This is a genomic window from Serratia sp. PL7, assembly GCF_945957435.1.
This window is the reverse complement of the sequence record NZ_CAMFLB010000002.1, coordinates 670772-696507: the sequence shown is the minus strand read 5'-3', so window position 1 is coordinate 696507 and position 25736 is coordinate 670772. Positions and strand designations below refer to the sequence as shown.

19 protein-coding genes are annotated in these 25736 nt (G+C 54.2%); 8 read left to right on the top strand and 11 right to left on the bottom strand.

The features are described from left to right. Nucleotides 1–31: 31 nt before the first annotated feature. From ldtD to N6G83_RS17725, 3 genes are all read left to right on the top strand, one after another. Nucleotides 32–1882, top strand: a complete 1851-nt coding sequence (gene ldtD / locus N6G83_RS17735) for a L,D-transpeptidase (protein WP_211134849.1) — start codon at nt 32–34, stop codon at nt 1880–1882. A gap of 180 nt (nt 1883–2062) precedes the next feature. After that, nucleotides 2063–2611, top strand: a complete 549-nt coding sequence (locus N6G83_RS17730) for a YcbK family protein (RefSeq protein WP_021804901.1) — start codon at nt 2063–2065, stop codon at nt 2609–2611. Nucleotides 2612–2679: 68 nt separating this feature from the next. Then, nucleotides 2680–3327, top strand: a complete 648-nt coding sequence (locus N6G83_RS17725; protein ID WP_074028978.1) for an MBL fold metallo-hydrolase — start codon at nt 2680–2682, stop codon at nt 3325–3327. Nucleotides 3328–3388: 61 nt separating this feature from the next. Here the strand turns inward: N6G83_RS17725 and N6G83_RS17720 are convergent, their stop codons facing one another. The 5 genes from N6G83_RS17720 to N6G83_RS17700 all read right to left on the bottom strand — a co-directional run bounded on the left by N6G83_RS17720 (nt 3389) and on the right by N6G83_RS17700 (nt 11073). Continuing rightward, nucleotides 3389–4579, bottom strand: a complete 1191-nt coding sequence (locus N6G83_RS17720; protein WP_024530374.1) for an amino acid aminotransferase — start codon at nt 4577–4579, stop codon at nt 3389–3391. Nucleotides 4580–4825: 246 nt separating this feature from the next. After that, nucleotides 4826–5932, bottom strand: coding sequence for a porin OmpC (ompC, locus tag N6G83_RS17715; protein WP_282440798.1), 1107 nt, complete (start codon nt 5930–5932; stop codon nt 4826–4828). Between the two features lie 303 nt (nt 5933–6235). Beyond that, the gene (gene asnS / locus N6G83_RS17710; RefSeq protein ID WP_024530376.1) at nt 6236–7636 is read right to left on the bottom strand and encodes an asparagine--tRNA ligase; all 1401 of its coding nucleotides are present in this window, start codon (nt 7634–7636) and stop codon (nt 6236–6238) included. A 277-nt stretch (nt 7637–7913) separates the two neighbouring features. Continuing rightward, entirely contained in the window at nt 7914–9119 is a 1206-nt protein-coding gene (gene pncB / locus N6G83_RS17705; protein WP_260524008.1) for a nicotinate phosphoribosyltransferase, read from the bottom strand. A 253-nt stretch (nt 9120–9372) separates the two neighbouring features. Further along, nucleotides 9373–11073: a GGDEF domain-containing protein gene (locus tag N6G83_RS17700; RefSeq protein ID WP_211134847.1), complete on the bottom strand. Its 1701-nt coding sequence runs from the start codon at nt 11071–11073 to the stop codon at nt 9373–9375. 344 nt (nt 11074–11417) lie between these two features. Between N6G83_RS17700 and pepN the strand changes: the two genes are divergently transcribed. Further along, on the top strand, nt 11418–14033 hold the full coding sequence (gene pepN / locus N6G83_RS17695; RefSeq protein WP_211134846.1) for an aminopeptidase N: 2616 nt from the start codon (nt 11418–11420) through the stop codon (nt 14031–14033). 32 nt (nt 14034–14065) lie between these two features. Here the strand turns inward: pepN and ssuB are convergent, their stop codons facing one another. From ssuB to ssuE, 5 genes are read right to left on the bottom strand one after another with little or no spacing between them, the layout of a single operon-like run. Further along, on the bottom strand, nt 14066–14839 hold the full coding sequence (gene ssuB, locus N6G83_RS17690; RefSeq protein WP_211134845.1) for an aliphatic sulfonates ABC transporter ATP-binding protein: 774 nt from the start codon (nt 14837–14839) through the stop codon (nt 14066–14068). Further along, nucleotides 14839–15630 (bottom strand): aliphatic sulfonate ABC transporter permease SsuC, encoded by a 792-nt coding sequence (gene ssuC / locus N6G83_RS17685; RefSeq protein WP_024530380.1) that lies wholly within the window; start codon nt 15628–15630, stop codon nt 14839–14841. Before ssuC ends, ssuB begins: the two co-directional genes overlap by 1 nt. A gap of 11 nt (nt 15631–15641) precedes the next feature. Further along, nucleotides 15642–16790, bottom strand: a complete 1149-nt coding sequence (ssuD, locus tag N6G83_RS17680; RefSeq protein WP_211134844.1) for an FMNH2-dependent alkanesulfonate monooxygenase — start codon at nt 16788–16790, stop codon at nt 15642–15644. Between the two features lie 15 nt (nt 16791–16805). After that, entirely contained in the window at nt 16806–17771 is a 966-nt protein-coding gene (locus N6G83_RS17675) for a sulfonate ABC transporter substrate-binding protein (protein WP_211134843.1), read from the bottom strand. An 18-nt stretch (nt 17772–17789) separates the two neighbouring features. Next, on the bottom strand, nt 17790–18368 hold the full coding sequence (gene ssuE, locus N6G83_RS17670) for an NADPH-dependent FMN reductase (protein WP_211134842.1): 579 nt from the start codon (nt 18366–18368) through the stop codon (nt 17790–17792). Between the two features lie 358 nt (nt 18369–18726). On the opposite strand from ssuE, the gene pyrD reads away from it, so the two are divergent. Together pyrD and N6G83_RS17660 are read left to right on the top strand one after the other, a co-directional pair. After that, the gene (pyrD, locus tag N6G83_RS17665; RefSeq protein WP_024530384.1) at nt 18727–19737 is read left to right on the top strand and encodes a quinone-dependent dihydroorotate dehydrogenase; all 1011 of its coding nucleotides are present in this window, start codon (nt 18727–18729) and stop codon (nt 19735–19737) included. A 157-nt stretch (nt 19738–19894) separates the two neighbouring features. Next, on the top strand, nt 19895–20443 hold the full coding sequence (locus tag N6G83_RS17660) for a cell division protein ZapC (protein WP_211134841.1): 549 nt from the start codon (nt 19895–19897) through the stop codon (nt 20441–20443). 6 nt (nt 20444–20449) lie between these two features. Here the strand turns inward: N6G83_RS17660 and N6G83_RS17655 are convergent, their stop codons facing one another. Further along, entirely contained in the window at nt 20450–21553 is a 1104-nt protein-coding gene (locus N6G83_RS17655; protein ID WP_199061820.1) for a YcbX family protein, read from the bottom strand. 104 nt (nt 21554–21657) lie between these two features. Between N6G83_RS17655 and rlmKL the strand changes: the two genes are divergently transcribed. Both rlmKL and N6G83_RS17645 read left to right on the top strand, forming a co-directional pair. Continuing rightward, entirely contained in the window at nt 21658–23778 is a 2121-nt protein-coding gene (gene rlmKL, locus N6G83_RS17650; protein ID WP_211134856.1) for a bifunctional 23S rRNA (guanine(2069)-N(7))-methyltransferase RlmK/23S rRNA (guanine(2445)-N(2))-methyltransferase RlmL, read from the top strand. A 5-nt stretch (nt 23779–23783) separates the two neighbouring features. Then, the gene (locus N6G83_RS17645; protein ID WP_065685305.1) at nt 23784–25688 is read left to right on the top strand and encodes an ABC transporter ATP-binding protein; all 1905 of its coding nucleotides are present in this window, start codon (nt 23784–23786) and stop codon (nt 25686–25688) included. Nucleotides 25689–25736: the final 48 nt, after the last annotated feature.

Below are 25736 nucleotides of genomic sequence, written 5' to 3'. Positions count from 1 at the left end.
GGTATTTTTGTGAGCCTACAGGGGGCAAGGGATGTTGCTTAAAAATGGAAACTCAGTACGACGTCTGGCATTGAGTTGCGCAATAGCGTGTGGTTTTGCCGTGTCGTTTTCCGCATGGGCAACCGTTCCGGCGTTACCGGTGGCGTCATCGTCATCGGGAATGTCCGTGGCACAAAGTCGTGCCGAACTGCTTGCGGCATTGCCGAAAAGCGTTGTGCCATATTATCTCTCCACTTTGGCACCGCTGTACGCTGCCAACCAGATGCAGCCTATGTGGCAAGATCGGGAAGCGGTACAGCAATTTCAGCAGCAGCTGGCTGAGTTGGCAATTTCTGGCGTACAGCCGCAGTTTACGCAATGGGTAAAACTGCTGACCGACCCGCTCATCACCGATATGGCGCGTGATATTGTGCTGTCGGATGCGATGCTGGGTTATTTGCAGTTTGTTTCCTCAATCGGGGCCAATGGCAACAACTGGCTGTACAGCAACATTCCTTACAAGCTGAAGGTGCCGGCGAATACGGTGATCAACCAGTGGCAGCTCTCGATGCATCAGGGCAAATCGCTGGCCTACATCAATTCGTTGGCCCCGCAGCATCCTCAGTACGCCAAAATGCACTTGGCGCTGCGCGAGATGCTGGCTGATGGGCGCCCGTGGCCACAAATGACCAATGGTGCAAGCCTGCGCCCAGGTCAGCTCAGCGACGATATTCCTGCACTGCGCGATATTCTGGCGCGTACCGGGATGCTGGTCGCCACTCCGGCGGTAGCAGCCGCTTCATCTGAACCTGAAGTCACCAACGCCAACGCGGCCACTCCGGCGGTGGATGATGACCTGTCGGTGGATGAAGAGAAGAATCGTGCGACCGCAGGCGCTGTTGTCAGCCCTGGAGCAGCACCGATCAAAGATCTTGCGCCATCTCCAGAAGTGACCACGCAAGTACAACCTGCCAGTCCAGTTTCCGTAACGGATAATCGTTACACCGAAGATCTGGTGGAAGGGGTCAAACGTTTCCAAACCTGGCAGGGGCTGACGCCTGATGGTGTCATCGGTACCCGGACGCGTGAGTGGCTGAACGTTTCGCCACAAACGCGTGCTTCACTGCTGGCGTTGAATATCCAACGCCTGCGCATTCTGCCAGGGCACGTTGATACCGGCATAATGGTCAACATTCCGAACTACTCGCTCACCTACTATCTGAACGGTAATGAAGTGTTATCTTCGCGGGTGATTGTTGGCCGTCCTAGCCGCAAAACGCCGTTGATGAGCAGCGCGTTGAATAACGTGGTGGTCAACCCGCCGTGGAACGTGCCAACCAAGCTGATCCGTGAAGATATCGTGCCCAAGGCCATGCATGATGCCAGCTACTTCCAGAAACACGGCTACCGGGTGTTCTCGGGTTGGAGCAACGATGCGGAAGTGATCGATCCGGCCATGATTGATTGGGCCGTAGTTTCACCACGCAATTTCCCTTACCGCATCCAGCAGGCGCCAGGTACCAGCAACTCGTTAGGGCGTTTCAAGTTCAACATGCCGAGCTCGGATGCCATCTATCTGCATGACACCCCGAACCACGGTCTGTTCCAGAAGGATATCCGGGCGTTAAGTTCTGGCTGTGTGCGCGTTAACAAGGCTTCCGATTTGGCCAATATGTTGTTGCAGGATGCCGGTTGGAACAACGCGCGTGTTTCCTCCACGCTGAAAGGCGGCAATACGACGTATGTGAACATCCGCCAGAACATCCCGGTGCAGCTGTATTACCTGACGGCCTGGGTCTCTGATGATGGTAAGCCACAGTTCCGCACAGATATTTACAATTATGATGCGACAGTGAGATCGGGTGCACAAATTTTGGCTCAGGCCGAAAAATTGATGCAATAAATGCAGTAATTCTAGATAAATAACGGTCTGAATGTCTGGCCAGTAACAGGCACTGTTTTTTGTGAGTGCTGGTAAACCACAGCGTATCGCGGGTTGACTCCGCATACGCTGGCGGTTATGGTTCGGGCAGTGCGCAGTTTTGTGCATATATTTTGACATTCTTGCCGGGTTTAAAGAGTCATGGACAAAATTGATCATCATCGCCGTAAATGGCTGGCGTTAGGTAGCGCCGCCGTGGGTATCGCACTGCTTCCAGGGCAGGCGTTTGCCAGTCTTTCTACCTCTCGCCCACGTATTCTGTTGTTGAACAACCTCAATACCGGCGAGTCCATCAAGGCCGAGTTCTTCAACGGTAAGGGTTACAATAAAGAAGAATTGGCGCGCCTGAACCACATCTTCCGTGACTATCGGGCCAATAAGGTCAAGAGCATCGATCCGGCTCTGTTTGATCATCTCTATCGCCTACAGGTGATGCTGGGTACCAGCAAACCGGTACAGCTGATTTCCGGCTACCGTTCAATGGCGACCAATACCGAAATGCGTGAGCACAGCCGTGGCGTGGCCAAGCAGAGCTACCACACCAAAGGCCAGGCGATGGATTTCCATATCGAAGGGATCCAGCTGAGTAATATCCGTAAGGCCGCGTTAAAAATGCGTGCTGGCGGGGTAGGCTATTATCCACGTAGTAACTTTGTGCACATCGATACCGGCCCGGTGCGGACCTGGTAATCATTGTGCATCATGATCGCTGAATGGCACCCGCCCCTTGGGCGTGGTGCCGTTGTCGTTGGAGCTTTATGAAATACCATATTATCCCCGTTACGGCGTTCAGTCAGAACTGTACGCTCATCTGGTGCGATGTGACCAAACAGGCCGCTCTGGTCGATCCTGGTGGCGATCCGGAAAAACTGAAGGCCGCCATTGCCGAAAAGGGCGTGCAGATCAGCCAGATCTTACTGACGCATGGCCATCTCGATCACGTAGGTGCAGCGGCAGAAATGGCCGAGCATTATCAAGTGCCAATCTATGGGCCGGATAAGGAAGATGCCTTCTGGCTTGAAGGTTTGCCAGCGCAGAGCCGTATGTTTGGCCTGGATGAATGCGCCGCTCTAACGCCGACCAAATGGCTGGAAGAGGGGGATAAAGTGCAGGTGGGCGAAATGTCGCTGAACGTACTGCATTGCCCTGGCCATACGCCCGGTCACATCGTTTTTATCAACGAACAGGCGCGTTTGGCATTGGTGGGTGACGTGTTGTTCAACGGTGGCGTTGGCCGCAGCGATTTCCCGCGCGGTGACCATCAGGCGCTAATCGCTTCAATCCGCAGCAAATTACTGCCTCAGGGCGATGATATGGCGTTTATTCCAGGACATGGGCCGATGTCTACCTTTGGCCATGAACGTCAAACCAACCCGTTCCTGCGCGAAGAGCCAGCCATCTGGTAGAGCTCTCCCATACAAAACAACAAAGGGGCGCATATGCGCCCCTTTTCAATGCTAAATCCGCTTACAGCACGGCAACGATGGCTTCGCACAGCGGCGCCATATTGTCCGGCGTCATCCCCGCCACGTTAACGCGGCCGGAGTTAACGGCATACACGCCAAATTCATCACGCAGACGCAGAACCTGTTCTTTGGTCAGGCCGCTGAAAGAGAACATGCCGTTCTGGTTGATGATGAAGCTGAAATCCTGCTGCGCCCCTTTTTCCTGCAGGGTATTAACGAACAGCTGGCGCATACGGTGAATGCGTTGACGCATGTCGGTCAACTCTTGTTCCCAAATGGCGCGCAGCGCTGGGTTACCCAAGATGGTGGCAACTACGGCGGCACCGTGTGATGGCGGGTTCGAGTAGTTGGCACGGATCGCGGCTTTCACCTGGCTGAAGGCACGCTCGGCGGTTTCTGCATCGGCAGCCACCACGGTGCAGGCACCGACACGCTCGTTATACAGGCCGAAGTTCTTCGAGTAGGAGCTGGCAACGATCAGTTCCTGATGTTTGGCTGCAAAGATACGCAGACCCTGCGCATCTTCTTCCAGGCCCTTGGCGAAGCCTTGGTAAGCGAAGTCGAACAGCGGCAACCAGCCCTTGGCTACGGACAGTTCAGCCAACTGAGCCCATTGTGCTTCGGTTGGATCGATACCGGTAGGGTTATGGCAGCAGCCGTGGAATAGCACCACGTCGCCAGCCTGAGCCTGGTTCAGGCTGGTGAGCAGGCCGTCGAAGTCCAGCGCATGGTTGGCTGCGTCGTAATAATTGTATTCCAACACTTCCAGGCCAACGGCACCAAAGACGTTTTTATGGTTTGGCCAGCTTGGGTTGCTGACCCAGATACGCTTGGCGCTGGTCTGGTTGGCAATAAAGTCGGCCGCTACGCGCAGGGCACCGGTACCACCAGGGGTTTGCGCGGTACGGGCACGCTTGTCGGCAATGATTGGGCTCTGCTTGCCGAACAATAGCTCTTGCGTGCAGCTGGCAAATTCAGGAATACCTTCAATGCCCAGGTAGTTTTTGGTGGTCTCATTTTCCAGCAGATACTGCTCAGCTTTCTTGACGCTGGTCAGCACCGGCGTTTTACCCGTTTCGTCTTTATAGACGCCAATACCCAGGTTGATTTTATTCTCACGCTTGTCGGCGCGGAAAATGTCGGTCAGACCCAGAATTGGGTCGGCAGGTGCAGCGATGATTTTTTCAAACATGTCAGATGCTTCCATGGCCTAGAGTTAAGCAGACAGAAACATCAGGGTAGCGCCAGTTATCGCCTTTGCCAACCGTTTGCGAGAAAAACACCTCGATCTTGTGACGGCGGCAGATTCAGCACAAAAAATGACGGGGAAGGGCGGATTGGCAGAATAAAAAATGGCGCAAAGCGCTAAAAACAAAAACAGGGCCGAAGCCCTGTTTTTTAACTTAGCTGACGGTAAACCGTCATCAAGTGCAACAACTTAGAACTGGTAAACCAGACCGGTAGCTACGATGTTGTCAGTAGCGATGCCGTTAGCACGAGTGAAGTCGTTGTCGTCCAGCAGGTTGATTTTGTAGTCAACGTAGGTAGACATGTTTTTGTTGAAGTAGTAAGTAGTACCTACATCAATGTATTTAACCAGATCGTTGTCGCTGCCAGTAGTACCAGTCAGGTTCTTACCTTTAGACTGCAGGTAAGCGATAGATGGACGCAGGCCGAAATCGAACTGGTACTGTGCTACCACTTCAAAGTTCTGAGTTTTGTTAGCAACGGTGAAATCTGAGCTGCCGTATGGAGTCATGTTGCGAGTTTCTGCATACATGGTCGCCAAGTACACGTTGTTCGCATCATATTTAGCACCAACGGTCCATGCTTCAGCGGTATCGCCTGTAGCAGTAGTACCTGGGCCAACGCGGCCAGTTTGGTAATCAGTACGGTCAGAGGCAGAGTAAGCAGCACCTACGCTGATCCCGGTATCCAGGATTGCATAGGTAGTAGACAGGCCGAAGCCGTCGCCGTTTTGTTTCTTCAGGTCGCCTTTACGATCATATTCGTTCTTGCCTTGATACTGCAGAGCGAAGTTCAGGCCATCAACCATACCGAAGAAGTTGTTGTTACGGTAAGTAGCAACACCGTTAGCACGGCCGGTCATGAAGTTGTCGGTAGTGGTGTAAGTATCGCCACCGAACTCTGGCAGCATATCTGTCCAGCCTTCAACGTCATACACTACGCCGTAGTTACGGCCGTAATCGAATGAACCGAATTCAGCAAATTTCAGACCCGCGAAGCCCAGACGAGTCTTAGTACCTTCGGTACCTTGTGACTCAGCGTGGTTAGCTTGAACGTTGTATTCCCACTGGCCATAACCGGTCAGTTGGTCAGTAATCTGGGTTTCACCTTTGAAGCCAAAACGCACGTATGACTGGTCGCCATCGTTGCCTTTGTCTTTAGAGAAGTAGTGCAGACCGTCAACTTTACCGTACAGATCCAGTTTGTTGCCGTCTTTGTTGTAGATTTCAGCTGCGTTGGCTGCACCAGCTGCTAACAGAGCTGGGATCACTACTGCAAGAATGTTGCGCTTCATCATCATTATTACCCTCATTGGTTTTATTCGGACACCTTGCCACTGCCGCCAATAATTCTTTTGGAACTATTGTTGATAGATTGGTGTCGTCCTGTGTCTGCACGCAGTGTTCCATTCACGGGCAGGTTTATCTAGAACGAAAATGCTACCAATGTCGCAATCTGGTTTCAGAAAGCAACGATGTGTAACAATTTATTTATTTTAGGGAACTTTGTGATGTAGGTCAATAATCAAAAATGCGAAAGGCCAGCTAAGCTGGCCTTTATTATGTAAAAAAAATGTTTAAATTATGCTGGGTTTTATGACTTAGAAGCTGGCGTTACGTGGCGTTCTTGGGAACGGGATCACGTCACGGACGTTCTGCACCCCGGTGACATAGGCGATTAAACGCTCAAAACCTAAGCCAAAACCGGAATGTGGCACGGTGCCATAGCGGCGCAGGTCACGATACCACCAATAATCTTCTTTATTGAGGCCCATCTCTGCCAGACGCTGATCCAGCACATCCAGACGTTCTTCACGCTGTGAACCACCGATGATTTCACCAATGCCCGGTGCCAGCACGTCCATCGCCGCGACGGTTTTGCCATCTTCGTTCATGCGCATATAGAAGGCTTTGATATCTTTCGGGTAGTTTTTCACCACTACCGGAGCTTTGAAGTGTTGCTCGGCCAGATAGCGTTCGTGTTCAGATGAAAGATCGATACCCCATGAAACCGGATTCTCGAAGGTCTTGCCGGAAGCGATCAGGATCTCGACCGCTTCGGTGTAGTCCACCTGGGCGAAATCAGAAGAGACAAAGCGCTTCAGGCGGTCAATAGCGTCTTTATCTACCCGTTCAGCAAAGAATTGCAGATCGTCGGCACGTTCATCCAGCACCGCCTGGAAGACATACTTCAGCATGCTTTCGGCCAGCCCGGCAACGTCGTCCAGGGTAGCAAAGGCGACTTCCGGCTCAATCATCCAGAATTCCGCCAGGTGACGGCTGGTGTTCGAGTTTTCGGCACGGAAGGTGGGGCCAAAGGTATAAATTTTTGACAGTGCACAGGCGTAGGTTTCGCCGTTCAACTGGCCGGATACGGTCAGGAAGGCTTCTTTACCGAAGAAATCCTGGCTGAAATCGACCGCACCTTTATCGGTGCGCGGCAGGTTTTCCATATCCAGCGTGGAGACGCGGAACATTTCACCGGCACCTTCGGTGTCAGAGGCGGTGATCAACGGGGTAGAAACCCAGAAATAACCGTTCTCGTGGAAGTAGCGGTGGATAGCCTGTGCCAACGTGTGGCGAACGCGGGCAACCGCGCCAATCAGGTTGGTGCGTGGGCGCAGGTGGGCAACTTCACGCAGGTATTCGATGCTGTGGCGTTTGGCCGCCATTGGATAGGTGTCCGGATCGTCAACCCAACCAACCACCTTGATGGCCGTGGCTTGCAGTTCGAAACTCTGGCCTTCACCCGGCGATGGCACTACGGTACCGGTCACTTCAACGGAACAGCCGGTGGTCAGGTGTAACACTTCGTCCTGATAATTCGGCAGAGAATCATTAACGACGGCCTGTAACGGATTAAAGCAGGAGCCGTCATAAACGGCGAGGAAGGAGATACCAGCTTTAGAATCTCTCCGGGTACGTACCCAACCGCGCACGGTGACTTCACTGTCAACCGCAGCACGACCTTGCAGTACGTCGACTACAGGCACTACGCTCATAGATTTCTCTCTTATAAGTTTTTCAGAAATAGGCTAACAACCCAAGAATTTGGGGATATTGCTATGTTACTTGCCGCGTTGCAGAGCACAAGCAGAAATCATCAGAATGGGACAACATTTATTGCAGTGGGATAAAAAACAGGAGGTATATAAAGGAAGAGAGGGATCGCTGGTGAGAAATGCCACACGGCTTGTATCACCGGTTGGCTCCTGTTCCTTAATGCACCTCCATACAGTTCCCTCTCCCAGTGGGAGAGGGTTGGAGAGAGGGGGCACCTTAACTGGCTTTCTTCACCAGTGGCAGATCGAAGGCTTTGCGCAGTGCTTTGACAAACGCAGGGTCCTGGCAGATGGTTTTGCCTGGGCTATCGGACAGTTTGGCCACCGGCTTGCCTTTACACTCGACCAGCTTGATCACGATATTCAATGGCTTGACGCCGGGGATATTGCAGGTCAGACGCGTGCCGATACCGAACGCCAGGTTGATACGCCGATCAAAGTGGCGATACAGCGCCAACGCCTTATCCAGATCCAGATTGTCTGAAAACACCAGCGTCTTGCTCATGGGATCGATACCCAATTGCTGGTAATGGGCAATGGCTTTTTCACCCCATTCGATCGGATCGCCAGAGTCGTGGCGCAACCCTTGATAACGCTGGGCAAACTGCTTGCCGAAATCACGCAGGAACGCATCCATGGTGATACAGTCGGTAAGTGCTATGCCGAGCTGATCGGGATATTCATCCAGCCAGGCCTGCAAGGCGGCACGCTGGCTGTTGGCCAGCACCGGGCTAATCTGTTGATGAGCCTGGAACCATTCATGGGCTTGTGTGCCAACCGGTATCAGATCCAGTCGATGCGCCAAATCGTAGTTACTGGTGCCAACCAGATAGGGGAATTCGTTTTTCAACGTGCTGACAATGGCCTGTTGCACCTCGCGGGAGAAGCGACGACGGCTGCCAAAGTCCATCAGCTTGAAGCGTGAGATATCAATATCTCCGCTCAGTTGCTTGAACTGTGCCAGGTTCTGGCGCAACTGGCTGATTGCCATCTCTGGCGTGGCCTGTGGAGAGCGCTGGCGGTGCACGACTTCGCTGATCACTGCCAATAACGGCACTTCCCACATAATCACTTCGCGCCAGGGGCCAGCGATACGGATATGCAATTTGCCGTCGTGATTGCTAATGCTGACCTGTTGCGGATCGTAGCGAAACTCCCGAAGCCAGCTCAGGTAATCCTGATGGAAGAAAGGCAGGCTGGAGAGATAGCGGTGTTCGGCTTCGGTTAGCGCCAACTCGCTCATCATGGCAACCTGCGCGCGGATCTCGTCGGCATATTCGCCTAGCAGTTCGTCGCCACGGCAACGAAACTCCGCCGCAACGGTAATTGCGGGGTAGCGATGGAACACTGCTTGCTGCATATGAAGCTTGTAGGCGTCAGTATCAAGCAGTGAAGTCAAAATCGGGGAAGCGTATAGAGTCATATCGCGTTACAGCATCCTCGTCAGGCGCGTGTCCAAATCCGGATAATCAAAAAAGTGGGGGGAGTATACCCGGATTATCCTGTTATTGAAGCCTCATCACACCACAAATGGCCTGAACGGGTCGAGGATAAAACGTGCCTTTATTTTACCGGGGGCGCAACCTCAGACAGAAAAAGCCATTTAATCCAATAAACTGAATGGCTTAGTTGATTTACTCATAAAAATTATGAGGTTAATTATTTTAAACACCGATTCAGATAAAACCGGTTGGCGTATAAATACTGACCCGATTGCGCCCGCTCTTCTTACAAAAATAGAGCGCTTCGTCGGCCTGCTTGATGGCTGGATGCAGTTCTGCCAGGTTGCCTACGGCAGCGATGCCACAGCTGATGGTAAAGCGCACCCGTTTTCCGTTGACCAACTCCAGGCACATCTGTTGGGTTTGCTCACGCAGGGCTTCCATCATGCTGCGGGCATTTTCCAGGGAACAGTGACCGAGCAGCAGGGCAAACTCCTCACCGCCATAGCGGCAAAAGATATCGCTGGAACGGAAGGTGTTACTTAACGACTGGGCGAACATCACCAGCACTCGGTCGCCGACATCGTGGCCATAGGTATCGTTAAGACGCTTGAAGTTATCGATATCGATCAGACAGAACGCCAGCGGATAGCTATTCTGGGCGAGCATTTCACACTCGAGGAAAAATTTGCGGCGGTTATAAATGTTGGTCAACGGATCGAAGAATGACGAGACTTCCAGCTCTTTGATTAGCTGTTGCTTTTCGTTTTCCAGCGCGAGCTTGACCTGATTGTATTGTTTGAGCTGGGTGATGGCATCACTGATGGCGATCAGCTCTTTGCTGTAAAAAGCGTCGTTGTCATCAATATTCGTATCGCCTTGTGACAGGCGCAGAATATTTTTATGCGTTTTGGTCAGCCAGCGGGTAATGTTGGAACAGAAGATCATGGAAGGCAGCAGGATGAACAGGGCAATCAGCCCACTCAGAGAAATCATGCCGTAGATGGCCGTCTGGCTATCATACTTTTTGGCTTCGGAAGCGGCCATCTCCAGCTCAAAGCTGCGCTCATAGAGTCTTTGGGAAAGCTTGTCCATCTCCTCGATATAGCTGGCGATCAGGTTGATGTCATAGACGGTATTGTGGGTAATGGCTTGATATAACCCGTCTGAAATGCTGCTGATCCGATTGTTGGAGATGTTACGCAGTATCTCATCCACCAGTTCGGCAATCTGCGGATCGTTATAGGCCAGCTTTAAGAACGCCAAACGGGTACCGAGCGGGGTGAATACCCCGGTCAATTGGATGGCTTTCAGATAAGCATTCTTGCGTTCCAGGCTGCTGAGATTGACGTCGATAATCTGATCGATCAGTTCGGTCAGCGACATATTCAGCCGATTATTAAGGCGAACAGCCTCCAAAAACAGAAAAGAGTCCGCATTGATCAGCCGGGTGTCGTAGGTATAGCGGTAGAAGGCTTTGGTGGTCTGGACGATATAATAGGCGCTGTTGATATTGAACAGATTGCTGTTGGCAGTGTCGACTTGCGTGACCTGACGTGAATCGTTATCCAGCAGCCTTTCCATCCAATCGAGCATGGACAGTATGGCAATCTTTTGCCGAATGCCCAGGCGCAGGGCGAGATCGGCGTCAACATTGGATTTAACAATCGCGATTTTTTCACGCGCCTGTTTATCGGCCTGTTGCCATTGGGCTTGGGTCACGGATTTATCCGCCAGGCCTAATCTTTTTAACCGGTGTGCCAGCAGCGTAGCCTGAAAGGCCTCGGCCACTTCTTTGGTTCTGCTGATTTTATACAGATTTTCCAGACTTTGGTCATAGCTAGCCCGGGCTTTTATCAGCCCATTGGCGATAAAAACCGCAAAAGACAGCATGATGGCAAAGGTGAAGAAATAGATCAGGTATTTTACTTTCATGCCAATCCGTTTCTCCTACTGGCTCTTGGATAATTATATCATTGCTAGCGCTGGTTTTCCTCCGCAATTCGGTTGCCAACGGGGACGGAACCGCGCCTGTTAAAGCATAAAATGCTGAGTTTGACGTTAAGCGAAGCGCCAGGGTAGCTGGAGCATAGCAAACAACAGCGAATGTCTGCGTGAGTCGCGTGATTTCTTGGTGCGATTTGCTGCCATTTCTGGGTTTTTTTTATAGCTGTGATACAGTTTATTCACAATCGGGCCATTGAGATACCACGTCGTCCTGCACGGCGGTACGCTCCGAGTCCGGGATCTGTAACTCACTGAGACGTCAAAGGGTTTTTATGACACAACAGCCACAGGCGAAGTATCGCCACGATTATCGCGCCCCAGATTATACCATCACCGATATCGACCTGGATTTTGAACTGGATGCAGACACCACGCGTGTGACCGCCGTCAGCCAGATCAAACGGCAGGGTGCCGCTGGCGCCCCGTTAACGTTGAATGGCGAAGACCTGACTCTGGTGAATATTCAAGTGGATGGGCAGCCTTGGAGCGCCTATCGTCAGCAGGAAAACCAACTGGTCATTGAACAGCTACCGGCTCAGTTTACCCTGACGATCGTCAACGACATTCATCCAGCCAAAAACAGCGCATTGGAAGGGCTATACCTGTCTGGCGAAGCGCTGTGTACCCAATGCGAGGCCGAAGGCTTCCGCCATATCACCTTCTATCTGGATCGCCCAGACGTGCTAGCCCGTTTTACTACCCGCATCGTCGCCGATAAAGCACGTTATCCTTTCCTGCTGTCGAACGGCAACCGGGTGGCTGAAGGTGACCTGGCAGACGGCCGTCACTGGGTACAATGGCAGGATCCGTTCCCGAAACCTAGCTATCTGTTTGCGCTGGTGGCGGGGGATTTTGACGTGTTGCGTGATAGCTTCACCACCCGTTCTGGTCGTAAGGTGGCCTTGGAGCTGTTTGTCGATCGCGGCAACCTGGATCGTGCCGATTGGGCCATGACCTCGCTGAAAAACTCGATGAAGTGGGACGAAACCCGCTTTGGCCTGGAATACGATCTGGATATCTACATGATCGTCGCCGTGGATTTCTTCAACATGGGGGCGATGGAGAACAAAGGGTTAAATATCTTTAACTCGAAGTATGTGTTGGCCAAGGCCGAAACCGCCACCGACAAGGATTACCTGAATATTGAAGCGGTGATTGGCCACGAATATTTCCATAACTGGACCGGCAACCGCGTGACCTGCCGTGACTGGTTCCAACTTAGCCTGAAAGAAGGGCTGACGGTGTTCCGCGATCAGGAGTTCAGCTCCGACCTGGGCTCCCGTTCGGTCAACCGCATCGATAATGTGCGGGTGATGCGTGGGGCGCAGTTCGCCGAAGACGCCAGCCCGATGGCACACGCGATCCGGCCGGATAAAGTGATCGAGATGAACAACTTCTACACCTTGACGGTGTATGAGAAAGGATCCGAAGTGATCCGCATGCTGCATACGTTGCTGGGAGAACAACAGTTCCAGGCGGGGATGCAGCTCTATTTCGAACGCCACGACGGCAGTGCGGCCACCTGCGATGATTTTGTACAGGCAATGGAAGATGCTTCCAACGTCGATCTGTCGCTGTTCCGCCGCTGGTACAGCCAGTCCGGCACGCCGCTGCTGACGGTGCGTGATGACTATAGCGCCGAGGATCAGCAATACCGCTTGCACGTCAGCCAGAAAACCGCGCCGACGGCCGATCAGCCAGAAAAACTGCCGTTGCATATCCCGCTGGATATTGAGCTTTACGACAGCGAAGGCAACATCATTGCCTTGCAGAAAGACGGTTCACCGGTCAATAACGTGTTGAACGTCACCGCCGCCGAACAGACTTTTGTGTTTGATGGCGTCGCGCATAAGCCGGTTCCTTCGCTGCTGCGTGAGTTCTCGGCACCGGTCAAGCTGGATTATCCGTACAGCGATCAGCAACTGACCTTCCTGATGCAGCATGCACGCAATGAGTTTTCTCGCTGGGATGCCGCGCAGAGCCTGCTGGCCATCTACATCAAGCTGAACGTGGCCAAGTATCAGCAGAAGCAGCCATTGTCGCTGCCGCTGCACGTGGCAGATGCCTTCCGGGCGGTGCTGCTGGATGAGAAGCTGGATCCGGCCCTGGCCGCGCAGATCCTCACGCTGCCATCGGAAAACGAAATTGCCGAGCTGTTCGCCATTATCGATCCACAAGCCATTTCGGCGGTGCATGAGGCGATCACCCGTTGCCTGGCTAAAGAACTGGCCGATGAGTGGCTGGCGGTGTATCACGCTAATAAAACCGAAGGGTACCGGGTTGAGCACGGCGATATTGCCAAGCGTTCACTGCGTAATATTTGCCTGCATTATCTGGCCTTCGGCGATGCAGAACAGGCCGACAGGCTGGTGGTGCAACAGTTCCAGCAGGCCGACAACATGACCGATTCGCTGGCGGCACTGGCAGCGGCGATGGGGGCACAGCTGCCTTGCCGTGATGCCTTGATGGCCGAGTTTGATGAGCGCTGGCATCACGATGGTCTGGTGATGGACAAGTGGTTCATCCTCCAGGCCACCAGCCCGGCGGCAGACGTACTCGGTAAGGTGCGTGCGCTGCTGCAACACCGTTCATTCAGCCTGAGTAATCCAAACCGCACCCGCTCGCTGATTGGTGGATTCGCCTCGGCTAACCCGGCGGCGTTCCATGCAGCAGACGGCAGCGGTTATCAGTTCCTGGTGGAGATCCTCAGCGATCTGAACAAGCGTAACCCACAGGTTGCCGCGCGGCTGATTGAACCTCTGATCCGCCTGAAGCGCTATGATGCCTCTCGTCAGGCGTTGATGCGTCAGGCGCTGGAGCAGTTAAAAGGGCTGGAGAACCTGTCTGGCGATCTGTTTGAGAAGATCACCAAGGCGCTAGACGCGTAAAAAGCAAGGGGACGGCATTTGCCGTCCCCTGATTAATTCGCCACCTGGCGGGAGTTCTCGACAGCTTGCGGTGGTGCCAACACTCTTGCCAATACCTCTGCTTCCAGCTCCGCCAGTTTTGCCGAGCCTTTACGACGTGGCCGTGGTAAATCGATGGTCAAATCCAGCCCGATACGTCCTTCTTCGATTAACAGCACCCGATCGGCCAGCGCGATCGCCTCACTAACGTCATGCGTGACCAGCAATACGGTGAAACCATGCTGTTGCCAAAGCGTTTCGATCAGCCCCTGCATTTCAATACGGGTTAACGCGTCCAGTGCCCCCAACGGTTCATCCAACAGCAATAGCCGTGGGCGATGGATCAACGCACGGGCCAGGGCGACACGCTGTTTCTGCCCGCCAGACAGCGCGGCTGGCCATTCATTGGCACGATCGGCCAGCCCAACGGTGGTTAACGCCTGCAATGCAGCATCACGCCAGTTGCCGCGCAGGCCAAGCCCCACGTTATCGATCACCTTTTTCCACGGCAGCAGACGAGCATCCTGAAACATCAGACGGGTATCGTCTTTGGCGTGGCTGAGCGGGGCATTCCCACTCAACAGTGTCCCGCTGTTGGCCGTTTCCAGCCCTGCGAGCAGGCGTAATAAGGTGCTTTTACCACAGCCGCTGCGGCCAACCACGGCCACAAACTGGCCTGCGGTGATGCGGAGTTGCAGATCGTCCAGCACGGTGCGATTGCCATAACGCTTGGTGATGGCTTCCAGGGTAATGGGGGTGCCTTGCGGGATGCGAGTCGGTGCCGTCATTATGCTTCTCCTGATTTCAGTTGATAGGCCGGATGCCAGCGTAACCAGACACGTTCGAGCAATTGTGCGCAGGCATCGGCCAGTTTGCCGAGCAGGGCATATAGAATGATGGCGACCACCACCACGTCGGTCTGTAGGAATTCACGGGCATTCATCGCCAGATAACCGATGCCCGAGTTGGCGGAGATGGTTTCGGCGACGATTAGCGTCAGCCACATAAACCCGAGGGCGAAACGCACGCCGACCATGATCGAAGGCAGCGCGCCGGGTAGCACCACCTGCGTGAACAGGCTAAAGCCGCTCAGGCCGTAGCTGCGTGCCATTTCCAGCAGGCCACGATCGATATTCTTGATGCCGTGATAGGTATTCAGATAGATCGGGAATAGCGTACCCAGCGCCACCAGGAAGATTTTGGCGGACTCGTCGATGCCGAACCATAAGATCACCAGCGGGATCAGCGCCAGATGCGGCACGTTACGGATCATCTGTACCGAGCTGTCGAGCAGACGTTCTCCCCAGCGGGACAGGCCAGTAATGAATCCCAGCACCAGGCCAATGCTGCCACCGATACTGAAGCCAATCAGCGCGCGCCAACTGCTGATGGTCAGGTGTTGCCACAGCTCGCCACTCTGGGTTAAAGCCCAAAAGGCAGCCACTACGGCGCTCGGCGCGGGTAAGATACGGTTAGATAACCAGCCAGCCTCAACGGAGATCTGCCAGCCAATCACCAGCGCGACCGGCAAAGCCCAGGGGGCTAGCCGATGCAGAATTTGTTGTGCACCGATCGCCATCACTGTTCTCCTCAGCTTTGTGACACTTTTTGTGGGACATAGATATTGGCGACCACTTCACCCTGCGGTTTGATCGCACGCAGCTGGGTCGGTTGTTCGCTGGCCGCCAGATCGAGATGCGGGAACAGCAGTTCACCTACGCGATAGGCCTCTTCCAGATGCGGGTAACCGGAAAGAATAAAGGTATCGATACCCAGATCGGCATATTCCTGAATGCGTTCCGCCACCGTTGGGCCATCTCCCACCAAAGCCGTGCCAGCACCGCCACGCACCAATCCGACACCGGCCCACAGGTTAGGGCTGATTTCCAGATTGTCTTTCTTGCCGCCATGTAAGGCCGCCATTCGCTGTTGGCCAACGGAGTCGAAGCGGGCAAAGGCTTTCTGTGCATCCGCAATGGTTTGATCATCCAGATTGGCGATCAAACGATCGGCCGCTTGCCAGGCTTCTGCGGTGGTTTCGCGCACGATGACGTGCAAACGGATACCGAAGCGGACTTTACGCCCCAGGGCTGCCGCTTTGGCTCGTACTTCCTCTATTTTTTCTTTTACCTGGGCAGGGGGTTCTCCCCAGGTCAGATACAGTTCGACCTGCTCGGCTGCCAGATCCTGTGCCGCCTCTGAAGAACCGCCAAAATACAGCGGTGGGCGAGGTTGCTGCACCGGGGGAAACAACAGCTTGGCGCCTTTTACCTGAATATGCTTACCGGCGAAATCGACGGTTTCACCTTCCAGCACTTTGCGCCACACATGGGTAAATTCGGCGGAGGCCTCATAGCGTTCGGTGTGGTTAAGGTGCAAACCTTCCGCTGCCAGCTCTTCCGGATCGCCACCGGTCACCAGATTGAAGAGGGCGCGGCCATTGGAAAGGCGATCCAGCGTGGCGGCCTGCCTGGCTGCCAACGTCGGGGAGATGATGCCAGGGCGAAGGGCCACCAGGAATTTCAGCCGTTGCGTGACAGGAATTAATGACGCGGCAACCAGCCAAGAGTCTTCGCAAGAGCGCCCCGTTGGGATCAGCACGCCGCCGAAACCGAGCCGGTCAGCAGCCTGGGCGATCTGCTGAAGATAACCGTAATCGACCGCACGTGCCCCTTCCGAACTTCCCAGATAGTGGCCATCTCCGTGAGTCGGTAAAAACCAGAATACGTTAATGCTCATAGGGTTCTCTCCTGATTATTGTGCGGCTGGATGCCAGACGCGTTGAGAAATATCGACCTGCACCGGAACCAACCGGTTGGCGAAAAAGAGATCGGCGGTTTTTTGCTGGGCAGCAATGGTGGCGTCCCCCAAGGGTTTGATGGCCGTTGGCGGGCGATGATCCAGATAGCTGGCAATCACCGCTTCCGGTAAGCCCATCGCCTTGGCCAGCAGGGTAATGCTCTGCGCCCGATCGCTATGCGTCAGCGCATCTGCCTGGGTCAGTACCGCCAGCACCTGCTGGATGAACGGGCCGTTGGCTTCGGTATAAGGGCGAGCGGCCAGGTAGAAAGAGCCGGTCTGGTTCAATTCGCTGCCATCGGTCAATACCCGCACACCGCCTTGCAGCAGCGCGGCAGAATAGTAGGGATCCCAGATCACCCAGGCATCGACATTGCCCTGTTGGAAGGCTGCTCTGGCATCAGCGGGCGTCAGATAAACCGGTTGGATATCGGTAAACTTCAGGCCGTCCCTTTGCAGTGCCCGCAGCAGCAAGTTGTGTGAGCTGGAGCCTTTCTGGAAGGCTACTTTGTGGCCTTTCAACTCGGCGACGCTGTGGATCGGGCTATTTTCCGGCACCAGGATCACTTCCGCCTTGGGTTTTGGCGGCTCTACGCCGACGTACAGCAGGTCGGCCCCGGCAGCTTGGGCAAAGATTGGCGGGATATCGCCGGTGCTGCCCAGATCGATGCTGCCGACGTTCAGCGCCTCGAGCATCTGTGGGCCCGCCGGGAATTCGATCCAACTGATGTTGGTCGTGGGGAAGCGTTGTTCCAGCAATTGATGGGTTTTGGCCAACACCAGACTCACCGAGCCTTTTTGGTAGCCGATACGAAACTGAGCAGGCGCGTTATCTTGTGCGACGACGGTATTGGTCAGCGCCAGCGCCATGATGGTGGCCAGCGCACCGGTGCTAAGCCAACGGCGGAAAGAGAGTGGCATGATGATTTCCTTAGGCGGTTAGGCAGTTTGCCGGGTTAACAGAGAGGCGGCGGTGTTTAGCGCCGGCGGTTTACGGCGGCTGAGCGCCAGATAAAAACTGTCCAACGCTTCGTTCAGACGCGCGGCCACCCCATCGGATAGCTGGGCCTGTTCACCGTTAAGCACTATCTGGCCGTCATCGGCAAACACGCCGTGCAGCACTTCCTGGGCTTTCAGCGCCGTTAGCACCGGTTTCAACGCATAGTCCACCGCCAGCATGTGGCCGATGGAGCCGCCGGTGGCCAGCGGTAGAACCACTTTGTGTTCCAGCGCTCGTTCAGGAAGCAGGTCGAGTAAGGTTTTCAGCGCGCCAGAAAACGATGCCTTATAAACCGGCGTGGCGATCAAGAGGCCATCCGCAGCGGCCAGTTGCGCGGCAAAGGCTTTAATATCAGGGCTGTTAAAATTGGCGCGCAGCAGGTCTTCAGCCTGGAAATCGTGCAGGGTATAGGGGATCACTTCTACCTGCTGCTGTTGTAGCCAGCGTTGGCACAGTTGTAACAGCGCCGCCGAGCGTGAGGGGAGCCTTGGGCTGCCAGCCAGAGAAATAACGCGCATCGCCACTCCTTATATCGAAAAGTTATCAATGTTAAATTAATGTTCGAAAAGTGTTTTAAAGCTAACAGCAAAAGGGGGCGTTATTTAAATCTCTTTTTTTGATTTTGATATGCGCAAAGGGGGAAAAGCAGGGAAGTAGCTCCATACAAGGGAAACGATTGCGCTAAACGCGCTTTTTTTGCCTTTAATCAATTCCAATTGGCGAGGGGATACCGGATAATACGCCCCCGGTCGACAGGCCTATCCTGCTGACTTGAGGTTGTCGCTAAATAACCGCAACACCTGTATCCCCATCAGGCACAGCGATTTACTTGCGACCTCAAGTCAGCAGGATATCACCGGGAAATCAGGAGAGTACATGTACTACCCCATCGTCAGGAAAGCCTTGTTCCAGCTCGATCCCGAGCGCGCACACGAATTGACCTTCAGTCAACTGCGCCGTATTACCGGCACCCCACTAGAGTTTCTTATCCGTCAGTCGGTGCCGAGCAAACCGGTGAGCTGCATGGGGCTCTCCTTTAGCAACCCATTAGGTTTGGCTGCCGGTCTGGATAAAGACGGCGAGTGCATTGATGCCTTTGGCGCGATGGGCTTTGGCTTTGTTGAGGTCGGTACCGTTACACCGCGTCCGCAAGCGGGCAATGATAAACCTCGTCTGTTCCGCCTGGTCCCGGCCGAAGGGCTGATCAACCGCATGGGGTTCAATAACCACGGCGTAGACAATCTGGTTGAAAACGTTAAAAAATCCCATTTTGGCGGCGTGCTGGGGATCAATATCGGCAAGAATAAAGACACGCCGGTCGAGCAGGGCAAAGACGATTATCTGATCTGTATGGATAAGGTTTATCCGTATGCCGGCTATATCGCGATTAATATCTCATCACCCAATACCCCAGGATTACGATCCTTACAGTATGGTGAAGCGTTGGACGATCTGCTAGCGGCGATAAAAAATAAGCAGGCCCAATTGCAGGCTCGCCATCACAAATATGTGCCGGTTGCGGTAAAGATCGCGCCGGATCTTTCAGAGGAAGAACTGATCCAAATAGCGGACAGTTTAGTGCGTCATAATATAGATGGGGTCATTGCCACCAATACCACCCTCGATCGTAAACTGGTTCAGGGATTGAAATACTGCGATCAGGCAGGGGGATTAAGTGGCCGTCCGGTACAGTTACGCAGCACCGAAGTGATCCGTCGTTTGTCACAGGAGTTGCAAGGGCGCTTACCGATTATCGGCGTTGGTGGAATTGATTCCCTGACGGCGGCACGGGAAAAAATGGAGGCCGGGGCAACTTTGGTACAAATTTATTCCGGTTTTATCTTCCACGGACCGCGTTTGATTAAAGATATCGTTACCCATATCTAATATTTTGCCTTTCATTTTCGACCGGGGGTTTATTTCTGCCCCCGGCTCGTCTATATTTTGTTCGGTAGCGGAATTATCCGATGTTTAAGCAACCTTTCTGGTGATAAAATCGCCCTTTGCGTAATACTGCGTTGGCATGTGGTGAGAAGGATAAGTAATGAAGATAAAACCTGATGACAATTGGCGTTGGTATTTTGACGCTGAGCACGATCGACTGATGCTCGATTTAGCCAATGGTATGATCTTTCGTTCACGCTTTCCGGCAAAAATGCTAACCCCGGATGCCTTCGCTGAAAGCGCATTCTGCGTCGATGATGCGGCGCTTTATTTTGATTATGAAGAACAGTGCAAACAGATAAAGCTCAGCCATGAACAACGTGCCGAGTTGGTATTAAATGCGCTGGTGGCCTTTCGTTTTCTTAAACCTCTGATGCCCAAGAGCTGGCATTTTGCTCAGCAACACTATCCGCTACGCCCTAAAAATGGCGAGTTGGCGGCGGTGAAGGTGATGGATAGCGGTGTTGATGCGCGTTTGCTGGTGGTGGAAGCCGGGGATAATGCCAGCCTGTGCTTGCTGGCACAAAATCAGCTGGCGTTGGCTGGGCGAACCATGGTGCTGGGGGATGCGATCAAAGTAATGCACGATCGCCTGAAACCCTGCATTCCGGATGAACAGTCTGCCCCGGCTTACGACAGGGCAGTGTAATAAGCGTTACGCCAGCTTCACATCGCTTTTAGGAATACAGCTGCAACAGAGGATGGTGCCGTTGGCGGCCACTGCGCTTTTCTTTAGCGGTGCAACTTCGCCCTCCACCAACGTTATCTTGCAACTGCCGCACAGGCCAGCCCGGCAGGAGTAAGGGATGCGAATGCCTTGCTGCTCCAACTGCTCTAACAAGATCTGCTGGTTATTACCGGCAAACACCTTTCCTTGATATTCAATGCTCACGCTGGTGGTGCTGTCCTGCGGTGCCTGCAGGCTTTCGACGACCTTGCCTGCCCCATAAGGCCGCGGCGGTTTGGTTGACAACACTTCAACACTATCGCCGACGCGGATAATACCGCTGTTACGGGCAATCATGTTTTGACCAAAGTCGACGTCGCCATTATCGGCAGTGCGGAACTGTTGCAGCGTACTCAACGGCTCGCCGCTCGGGTGCTTGCGGCCACGCTCGACGCTGACCGTGGTCAATACGCAGCGGCTGCAGGGTTTTACCAGATCGAACATCACGTCGCCGACGCGGATCACCTGCCAACCATCTTCTGCCCAGGCCGGGCTACCGGTCACCACCAGGTTCGGGCGGAACTGCTCCAGCCTGATGCTGCTCGGGCAACGTTGTTGCAGATCCTGGAATGAGGCTTCATTAATCAGCAGATAAGGGTAACCGTCGGCAAAGGAGAGCGGAATTTCCGGGTGTTTCTTTACCCTGCGGGTTAATTCAGGCCCAACCCAGCGTAGCTGGACCTCGCGCTGAAAATAACCACTTAACCAACTGTTGATGGCCATCGGCGCGATCAACGCGGTGAAATGGTTACCCCACACCTCGGTCGGCTGCGCATCGGGGGCGAAATCAATGAAGCGGATCGCCGCGCTTTCACCGTCCGGTGCGGTCAGAAACAGGCCATCGGCCAACAACGCCGGGGTAAACAGCACCATCTGCGGGTATTGGCGGGCGGTGATGAAGGTACCGTCTGGCTCGGTGATCATGAAGGAGCGATCAAAAGCCAGGCCGTGACTGGCCACCTGGGCGTGAGAAAGCTGCAAACCCCGTAGTGATTTGACCGGATGAACGTAAAGTCGGGAGAGCGTGATCACCCCTGCCTCCGTGCGATAAATGAAATAGAAGGGAGCAACTTTATGACAAGCGGTCTGGATTAGCTATAATGCGCAACAATTTTCTTTTTGGTGATAAGCACGATATGAACACTCTGTTTGCCAGCACGGCGCGTGGATTGGAAGAACTGTTAAAAAGCGAACTGGAGCGGCTTGGCGCTCACTCCTGCAAAGTGGTGCAGGGGGGAGTACATTTTCAGGGTGACGATCGTCTTCTGTACCAAAGCCTGCTCTGGAGCCGCCTGGCCTCACGTATTCTGTTGCCGCTGAATGAATTTCGCGTGCACAGCGATTTGGATCTGTACCTCGGTGTGCAGGCCATTGACTGGCCATCGATATTTGGCCTGGATAAAACCTTTGCGGTGCACTTCAGCGGCCTCAATGAAGAGATCCGCAATAGCCAATATGGCGCGTTGAAAGTCAAAGACGCCATTGTGGACAGCTTTACCCGCAAGCTCAACGATCGGCCAATGGTAGAGAAACAGCAGCCGGACATTCGCGTGAACGTTTTTCTGCAGCGCGATATGGCCAGCGTAGCGCTCGATCTGAGCGGCGAAGGTTTGCACCAGCGCGGCTATCGCGATCTGACCGGCCAGGCTCCGCTGAAGGAAAACCTGGCGGCGGCGATTGTCCAACGTTCCGGTTGGCAGCCAGGGACGCCGATGCTGGACCCGATGTGCGGCTCCGGTACGCTGTTGATCGAAGCGGCGATGATCGCCTCCGATCGTGCGCCTGGCCTGCATCGCCAACATTGGGGCTTTACCGCCTGGAACGGCCACAATGCCGAACTGTGGCGTGAAGTGATCACCGAAGCGCAGGTCCGGGCGAAACGTGGTCTGCAGGAAACCCCGTCACGCTTCTTCGGTTCGGATATCGATCGCCGCGTCATTGAAATGGCGAAGGGGAATGCCCGCCGCGCTGGCGTGGCCGAATTGATCACCTTTAACGTTAATGACGTCAGCAAACTGACCAATCCACTGCCGGAAGGCCCGGTAGGCACGGTGGTCAGCAACCCGCCATACGGTGAACGCCTCGAGAGCGAACCGGCACTGATTGCGCTGCACAATATGTTGGGGCGCATTATGAAGAGCCACTTTGGTGGCTGGCAGCTTTCGCTGTTCAGCGCCTCACCGGAATTGCTCAGTTGCCTGCAACTGCGCGCCGAGCGCCAGTTCAAAGCGAAAAATGGCCCGCTGGATTGCGTACAGAAAAACTACCAACTGGCAGAAAGCCCACAGGGTGCGGGTGGCGTACAGGTGGCGGAAGACTTCGCCAACCGTCTGCGCAAGAATCTGAAGAAATTGGACAAATGGGCAAAGCAGCAGGGAATTGAGTGCTATCGCCTGTATGATGCCGATCTGCCAGACTATAACGTGGCGGTGGATCGCTATGGCAGTAAGGTGGTGGTACAGGAGTACGCGCCGCCAAAAACCATCGATGCGCAGAAAGCCCGCCAGCGCCTGTTTGACGTGATTAACGCCACGTTGGCGGTGTTAGAGCTGCCTTCTAATCAGTTGATCCTGAAAACCCGCGAACGCCAGAAGGGCAAGAATCAGTATGAGAAGCTGGCGCAGAAGGGTGAGTTCCTGCTGGTAGAAGAGTTCAATGCCAAGCTGTGGGTCAACCTGACGGATTATCTCGATACCGGGTTATTCCTCGATCACCGCATCGCTCGCCGTATGCTGGGTGAAATGAGCAAAGGTAAAGACTTCCTCAACCTGTTTGCCTACACCGGCACCGCGAGTGTACATGCCGGGTTGGGGGGCGCACGTAGCACCACCACGGTGGATATGTCGCGCACCTATCTGGAATGGGCAGAAAAGAACCTGCGGGTTAACGGCCTGACCGGTAGACAGCACCGCTTGATCCAGGCAGATTGCCTGTCCTGGCTGCACAATGCCGACGAACAGTTCGATGTGATCTTTATCGATCCGCCGACGTTCTCCAACTCCAAGCGTATGGAGAACACCTTTGACGTACAGCGCGACCATCTGGCGCTGATGAAAGATTTACAACGGATACTGCGGCGTAACGGAACCATCATGTTCTCCAACAACAAACGCGGTTTCCAGATGGATCTGGCAGGTCTGAATGCACTGGGTCTGGAGGCGAAAGAAATTACCGCCAAGACGCAGTCAGAAGACTTTGCCCGTAACCGTCAGATCCACAACTGCTGGCTGGTCACCCACGCCGGCGAAGGAAAATAATTACTATGTCGTTAATCAGCATGTCCGGTGCCTGGCTCTCTTTCAGCGATGCACCTTTGTTAGACAACACCGAAATTCATATTGAAGACAATGAACGCGTCTGCCTGGTTGGGCGCAACGGGGCCGGTAAATCGACCCTGCTGAAGATCCTCGGAAAAGAGATCCCATTGGACGATGGGCGCATCATTTACGAGCAGGATCTGATTGTGGCGCGTTTGCAGCAGGATCCCCCGCGCAATATCGGCGGCACAGTGTTCGACTTTGTGGCCGAAGGCGTGGCGGAGCAGGCGGAACATCTGAAGGCGTATCACGCCATCTCGCATCAGGTGGAGCTGGATCCGAGTGAAAAGAACCTGACGCGTATGGCACAGGTCATGGAGATCCTCGATCACCAGGGCTTATGGCAGCTAGACAGCCGTATCAGTGAAGTCCTGTTGCAACTGGGCCTGAACGGTGATGCGGAACTGTCCTCTCTTTCCGGTGGTTGGCTGCGCAAAGCGGCACTGGGCCGGGCGTTGGTCAGTTCACCGCGCGTGTTGCTGCTTGATGAACCTACCAACCACCTGGATATCACCACCATCGACTGGCTGGAAGGATTCCTGAAAGAGTTCCAGGGCAGCATCGTCTTCATCTCGCATGACCGTTCGTTTATCCGCAATATGGCCACGCGCATTGTCGATCTCGATCGCGGCAAGCTGGTGTCATGGCCGGGTAACTACGAGCTGTACCTGGAAAGCAAAGAAGAAGCGCTGCGGGTCGAAGAGCTGCAGAACGCCGAATTTGACCGCAAACTGGCACAGGAAGAGGTTTGGATCCGTCAGGGCATCAAGGCGCGCCGTACGCGTAATGAAGGCCGGGTGCGCGCTCTGAAGGCGTTGCGTAACGAGCGTTCACAACGTCGTGAAGTGATGGGCACCGCCAAGATGCAGGTGGAAGAGGCCGTGCGTTCGGGCAAGATTGTGTTCGAAATGGAAGACGTCAATTATCAGGTCGCCGACAAAGTGTTGGTCCGAGGCTTCAGCGCCCAAGTGCAACGCGGTGACAAAATCGCGCTGGTGGGGCCAAACGGCTGTGGTAAAACCACCTTGCTGAAATTGATGCTCGGTCAACTGAAAGCCGACAGCGGGCGAGTGCACTGCGGCACCAAGCTGGAAGTCGCTTATTTTGACCAACACCGTGCCGAACTGGATCCAGAACGTACGGTGATGGACAACCTGGCGGAAGGGAAGCAGGAAGTGATGGTCAATGGCCGTTCGCGCCATGTGCTGGGCTACCTGCAGGACTTCCTGTTCCACCCTAAACGGGCAATGACGCCGGTCAAAGCGTTGTCGGGCGGGGAGCGTAACCGCCTACTGCTGGCTAAACTATTCCTTAAGCCGAGTAATTTACTGATCCTCGATGAACCAACCAACGATCTGGACGTCGAAACGCTGGAACTGTTGGAAGAGATGATCGATAGCTACCAGGGCACCGTATTGCTGGTGAGCCACGATCGTCAGTTTGTTGATAACTCAGTGACCGAATGCTGGATTTTCGAAGGCAATGGCGTGATCGACACTTACGTTGGGGGCTACTACGATGCACACCATCAACGTGCCACCGCCAAGCCGATCCGCACGGTTGCCGCCAGCCAAACCAAGGCGGCGGTGGAGAAAAAAACCGAGCAGCCCAAGAAATCAGCCGCCAAACTGAGTTATAACCTGCTGCGTGAACTGGAGCAGTTGCCACAGCGCCTTGAACAGTTGGAAATGGATATTGCAGCCTTGCAGGCACAGGTGAGCGACGCAGGATTCTTCTCGCGCCCGCACAGCGAAACCCAGCAGGTGCTGGCCGATCTTGCCACTGCGGAGCAGGCACTGGAACAAGCCTTTGCCCGTTGGGAAGAGCTGGAAGCAATGAAAAACGGCTGATCGGTAACGGGTTGCCCGCACGCTGCTGCTGTGGGCAACCCAGGCTGT

What these genes read in the sequence shown, in the direction of transcription:
- ldtD (WP_211134849.1), top strand. Translation starts at nt 32, where the DNA reads ATGTTGCTTAAAAATGGAAACTCAGTACGACGTCTGGCATTGAGTTGC.
- N6G83_RS17730 (WP_021804901.1), top strand. Translation starts at nt 2,063, where the DNA reads ATGGACAAAATTGATCATCATCGCCGTAAATGGCTGGCGTTAGGTAGC.
- N6G83_RS17725 (WP_074028978.1), top strand. Translation starts at nt 2,680, where the DNA reads ATGAAATACCATATTATCCCCGTTACGGCGTTCAGTCAGAACTGTACG.
- N6G83_RS17720 (WP_024530374.1), bottom strand. Translation starts at nt 4,579, where the DNA reads ATGTTTGAAAAAATCATCGCTGCACCTGCCGACCCAATTCTGGGTCTG.
- ompC (WP_282440798.1), bottom strand. Translation starts at nt 5,932, where the DNA reads ATGATGAAGCGCAACATTCTTGCAGTAGTGATCCCAGCTCTGTTAGCA.
- asnS (WP_024530376.1), bottom strand. Translation starts at nt 7,636, where the DNA reads ATGAGCGTAGTGCCTGTAGTCGACGTACTGCAAGGTCGTGCTGCGGTT.
- pncB (WP_260524008.1), bottom strand. Translation starts at nt 9,119, where the DNA reads ATGACTCTATACGCTTCCCCGATTTTGACTTCACTGCTTGATACTGAC.
- N6G83_RS17700 (WP_211134847.1), bottom strand. Translation starts at nt 11,073, where the DNA reads ATGAAAGTAAAATACCTGATCTATTTCTTCACCTTTGCCATCATGCTG.
- pepN (WP_211134846.1), top strand. Translation starts at nt 11,418, where the DNA reads ATGACACAACAGCCACAGGCGAAGTATCGCCACGATTATCGCGCCCCA.
- ssuB (WP_211134845.1), bottom strand. Translation starts at nt 14,839, where the DNA reads ATGACGGCACCGACTCGCATCCCGCAAGGCACCCCCATTACCCTGGAA.
- ssuC (WP_024530380.1), bottom strand. Translation starts at nt 15,630, where the DNA reads ATGGCGATCGGTGCACAACAAATTCTGCATCGGCTAGCCCCCTGGGCT.
- ssuD (WP_211134844.1), bottom strand. Translation starts at nt 16,790, where the DNA reads ATGAGCATTAACGTATTCTGGTTTTTACCGACTCACGGAGATGGCCAC.
- N6G83_RS17675 (WP_211134843.1), bottom strand. Translation starts at nt 17,771, where the DNA reads ATGCCACTCTCTTTCCGCCGTTGGCTTAGCACCGGTGCGCTGGCCACC.
- ssuE (WP_211134842.1), bottom strand. Translation starts at nt 18,368, where the DNA reads ATGCGCGTTATTTCTCTGGCTGGCAGCCCAAGGCTCCCCTCACGCTCG.
- pyrD (WP_024530384.1), top strand. Translation starts at nt 18,727, where the DNA reads ATGTACTACCCCATCGTCAGGAAAGCCTTGTTCCAGCTCGATCCCGAG.
- N6G83_RS17660 (WP_211134841.1), top strand. Translation starts at nt 19,895, where the DNA reads ATGAAGATAAAACCTGATGACAATTGGCGTTGGTATTTTGACGCTGAG.
- rlmKL (WP_211134856.1), top strand. Translation starts at nt 21,658, where the DNA reads ATGAACACTCTGTTTGCCAGCACGGCGCGTGGATTGGAAGAACTGTTA.
- N6G83_RS17645 (WP_065685305.1), top strand. Translation starts at nt 23,784, where the DNA reads ATGTCGTTAATCAGCATGTCCGGTGCCTGGCTCTCTTTCAGCGATGCA.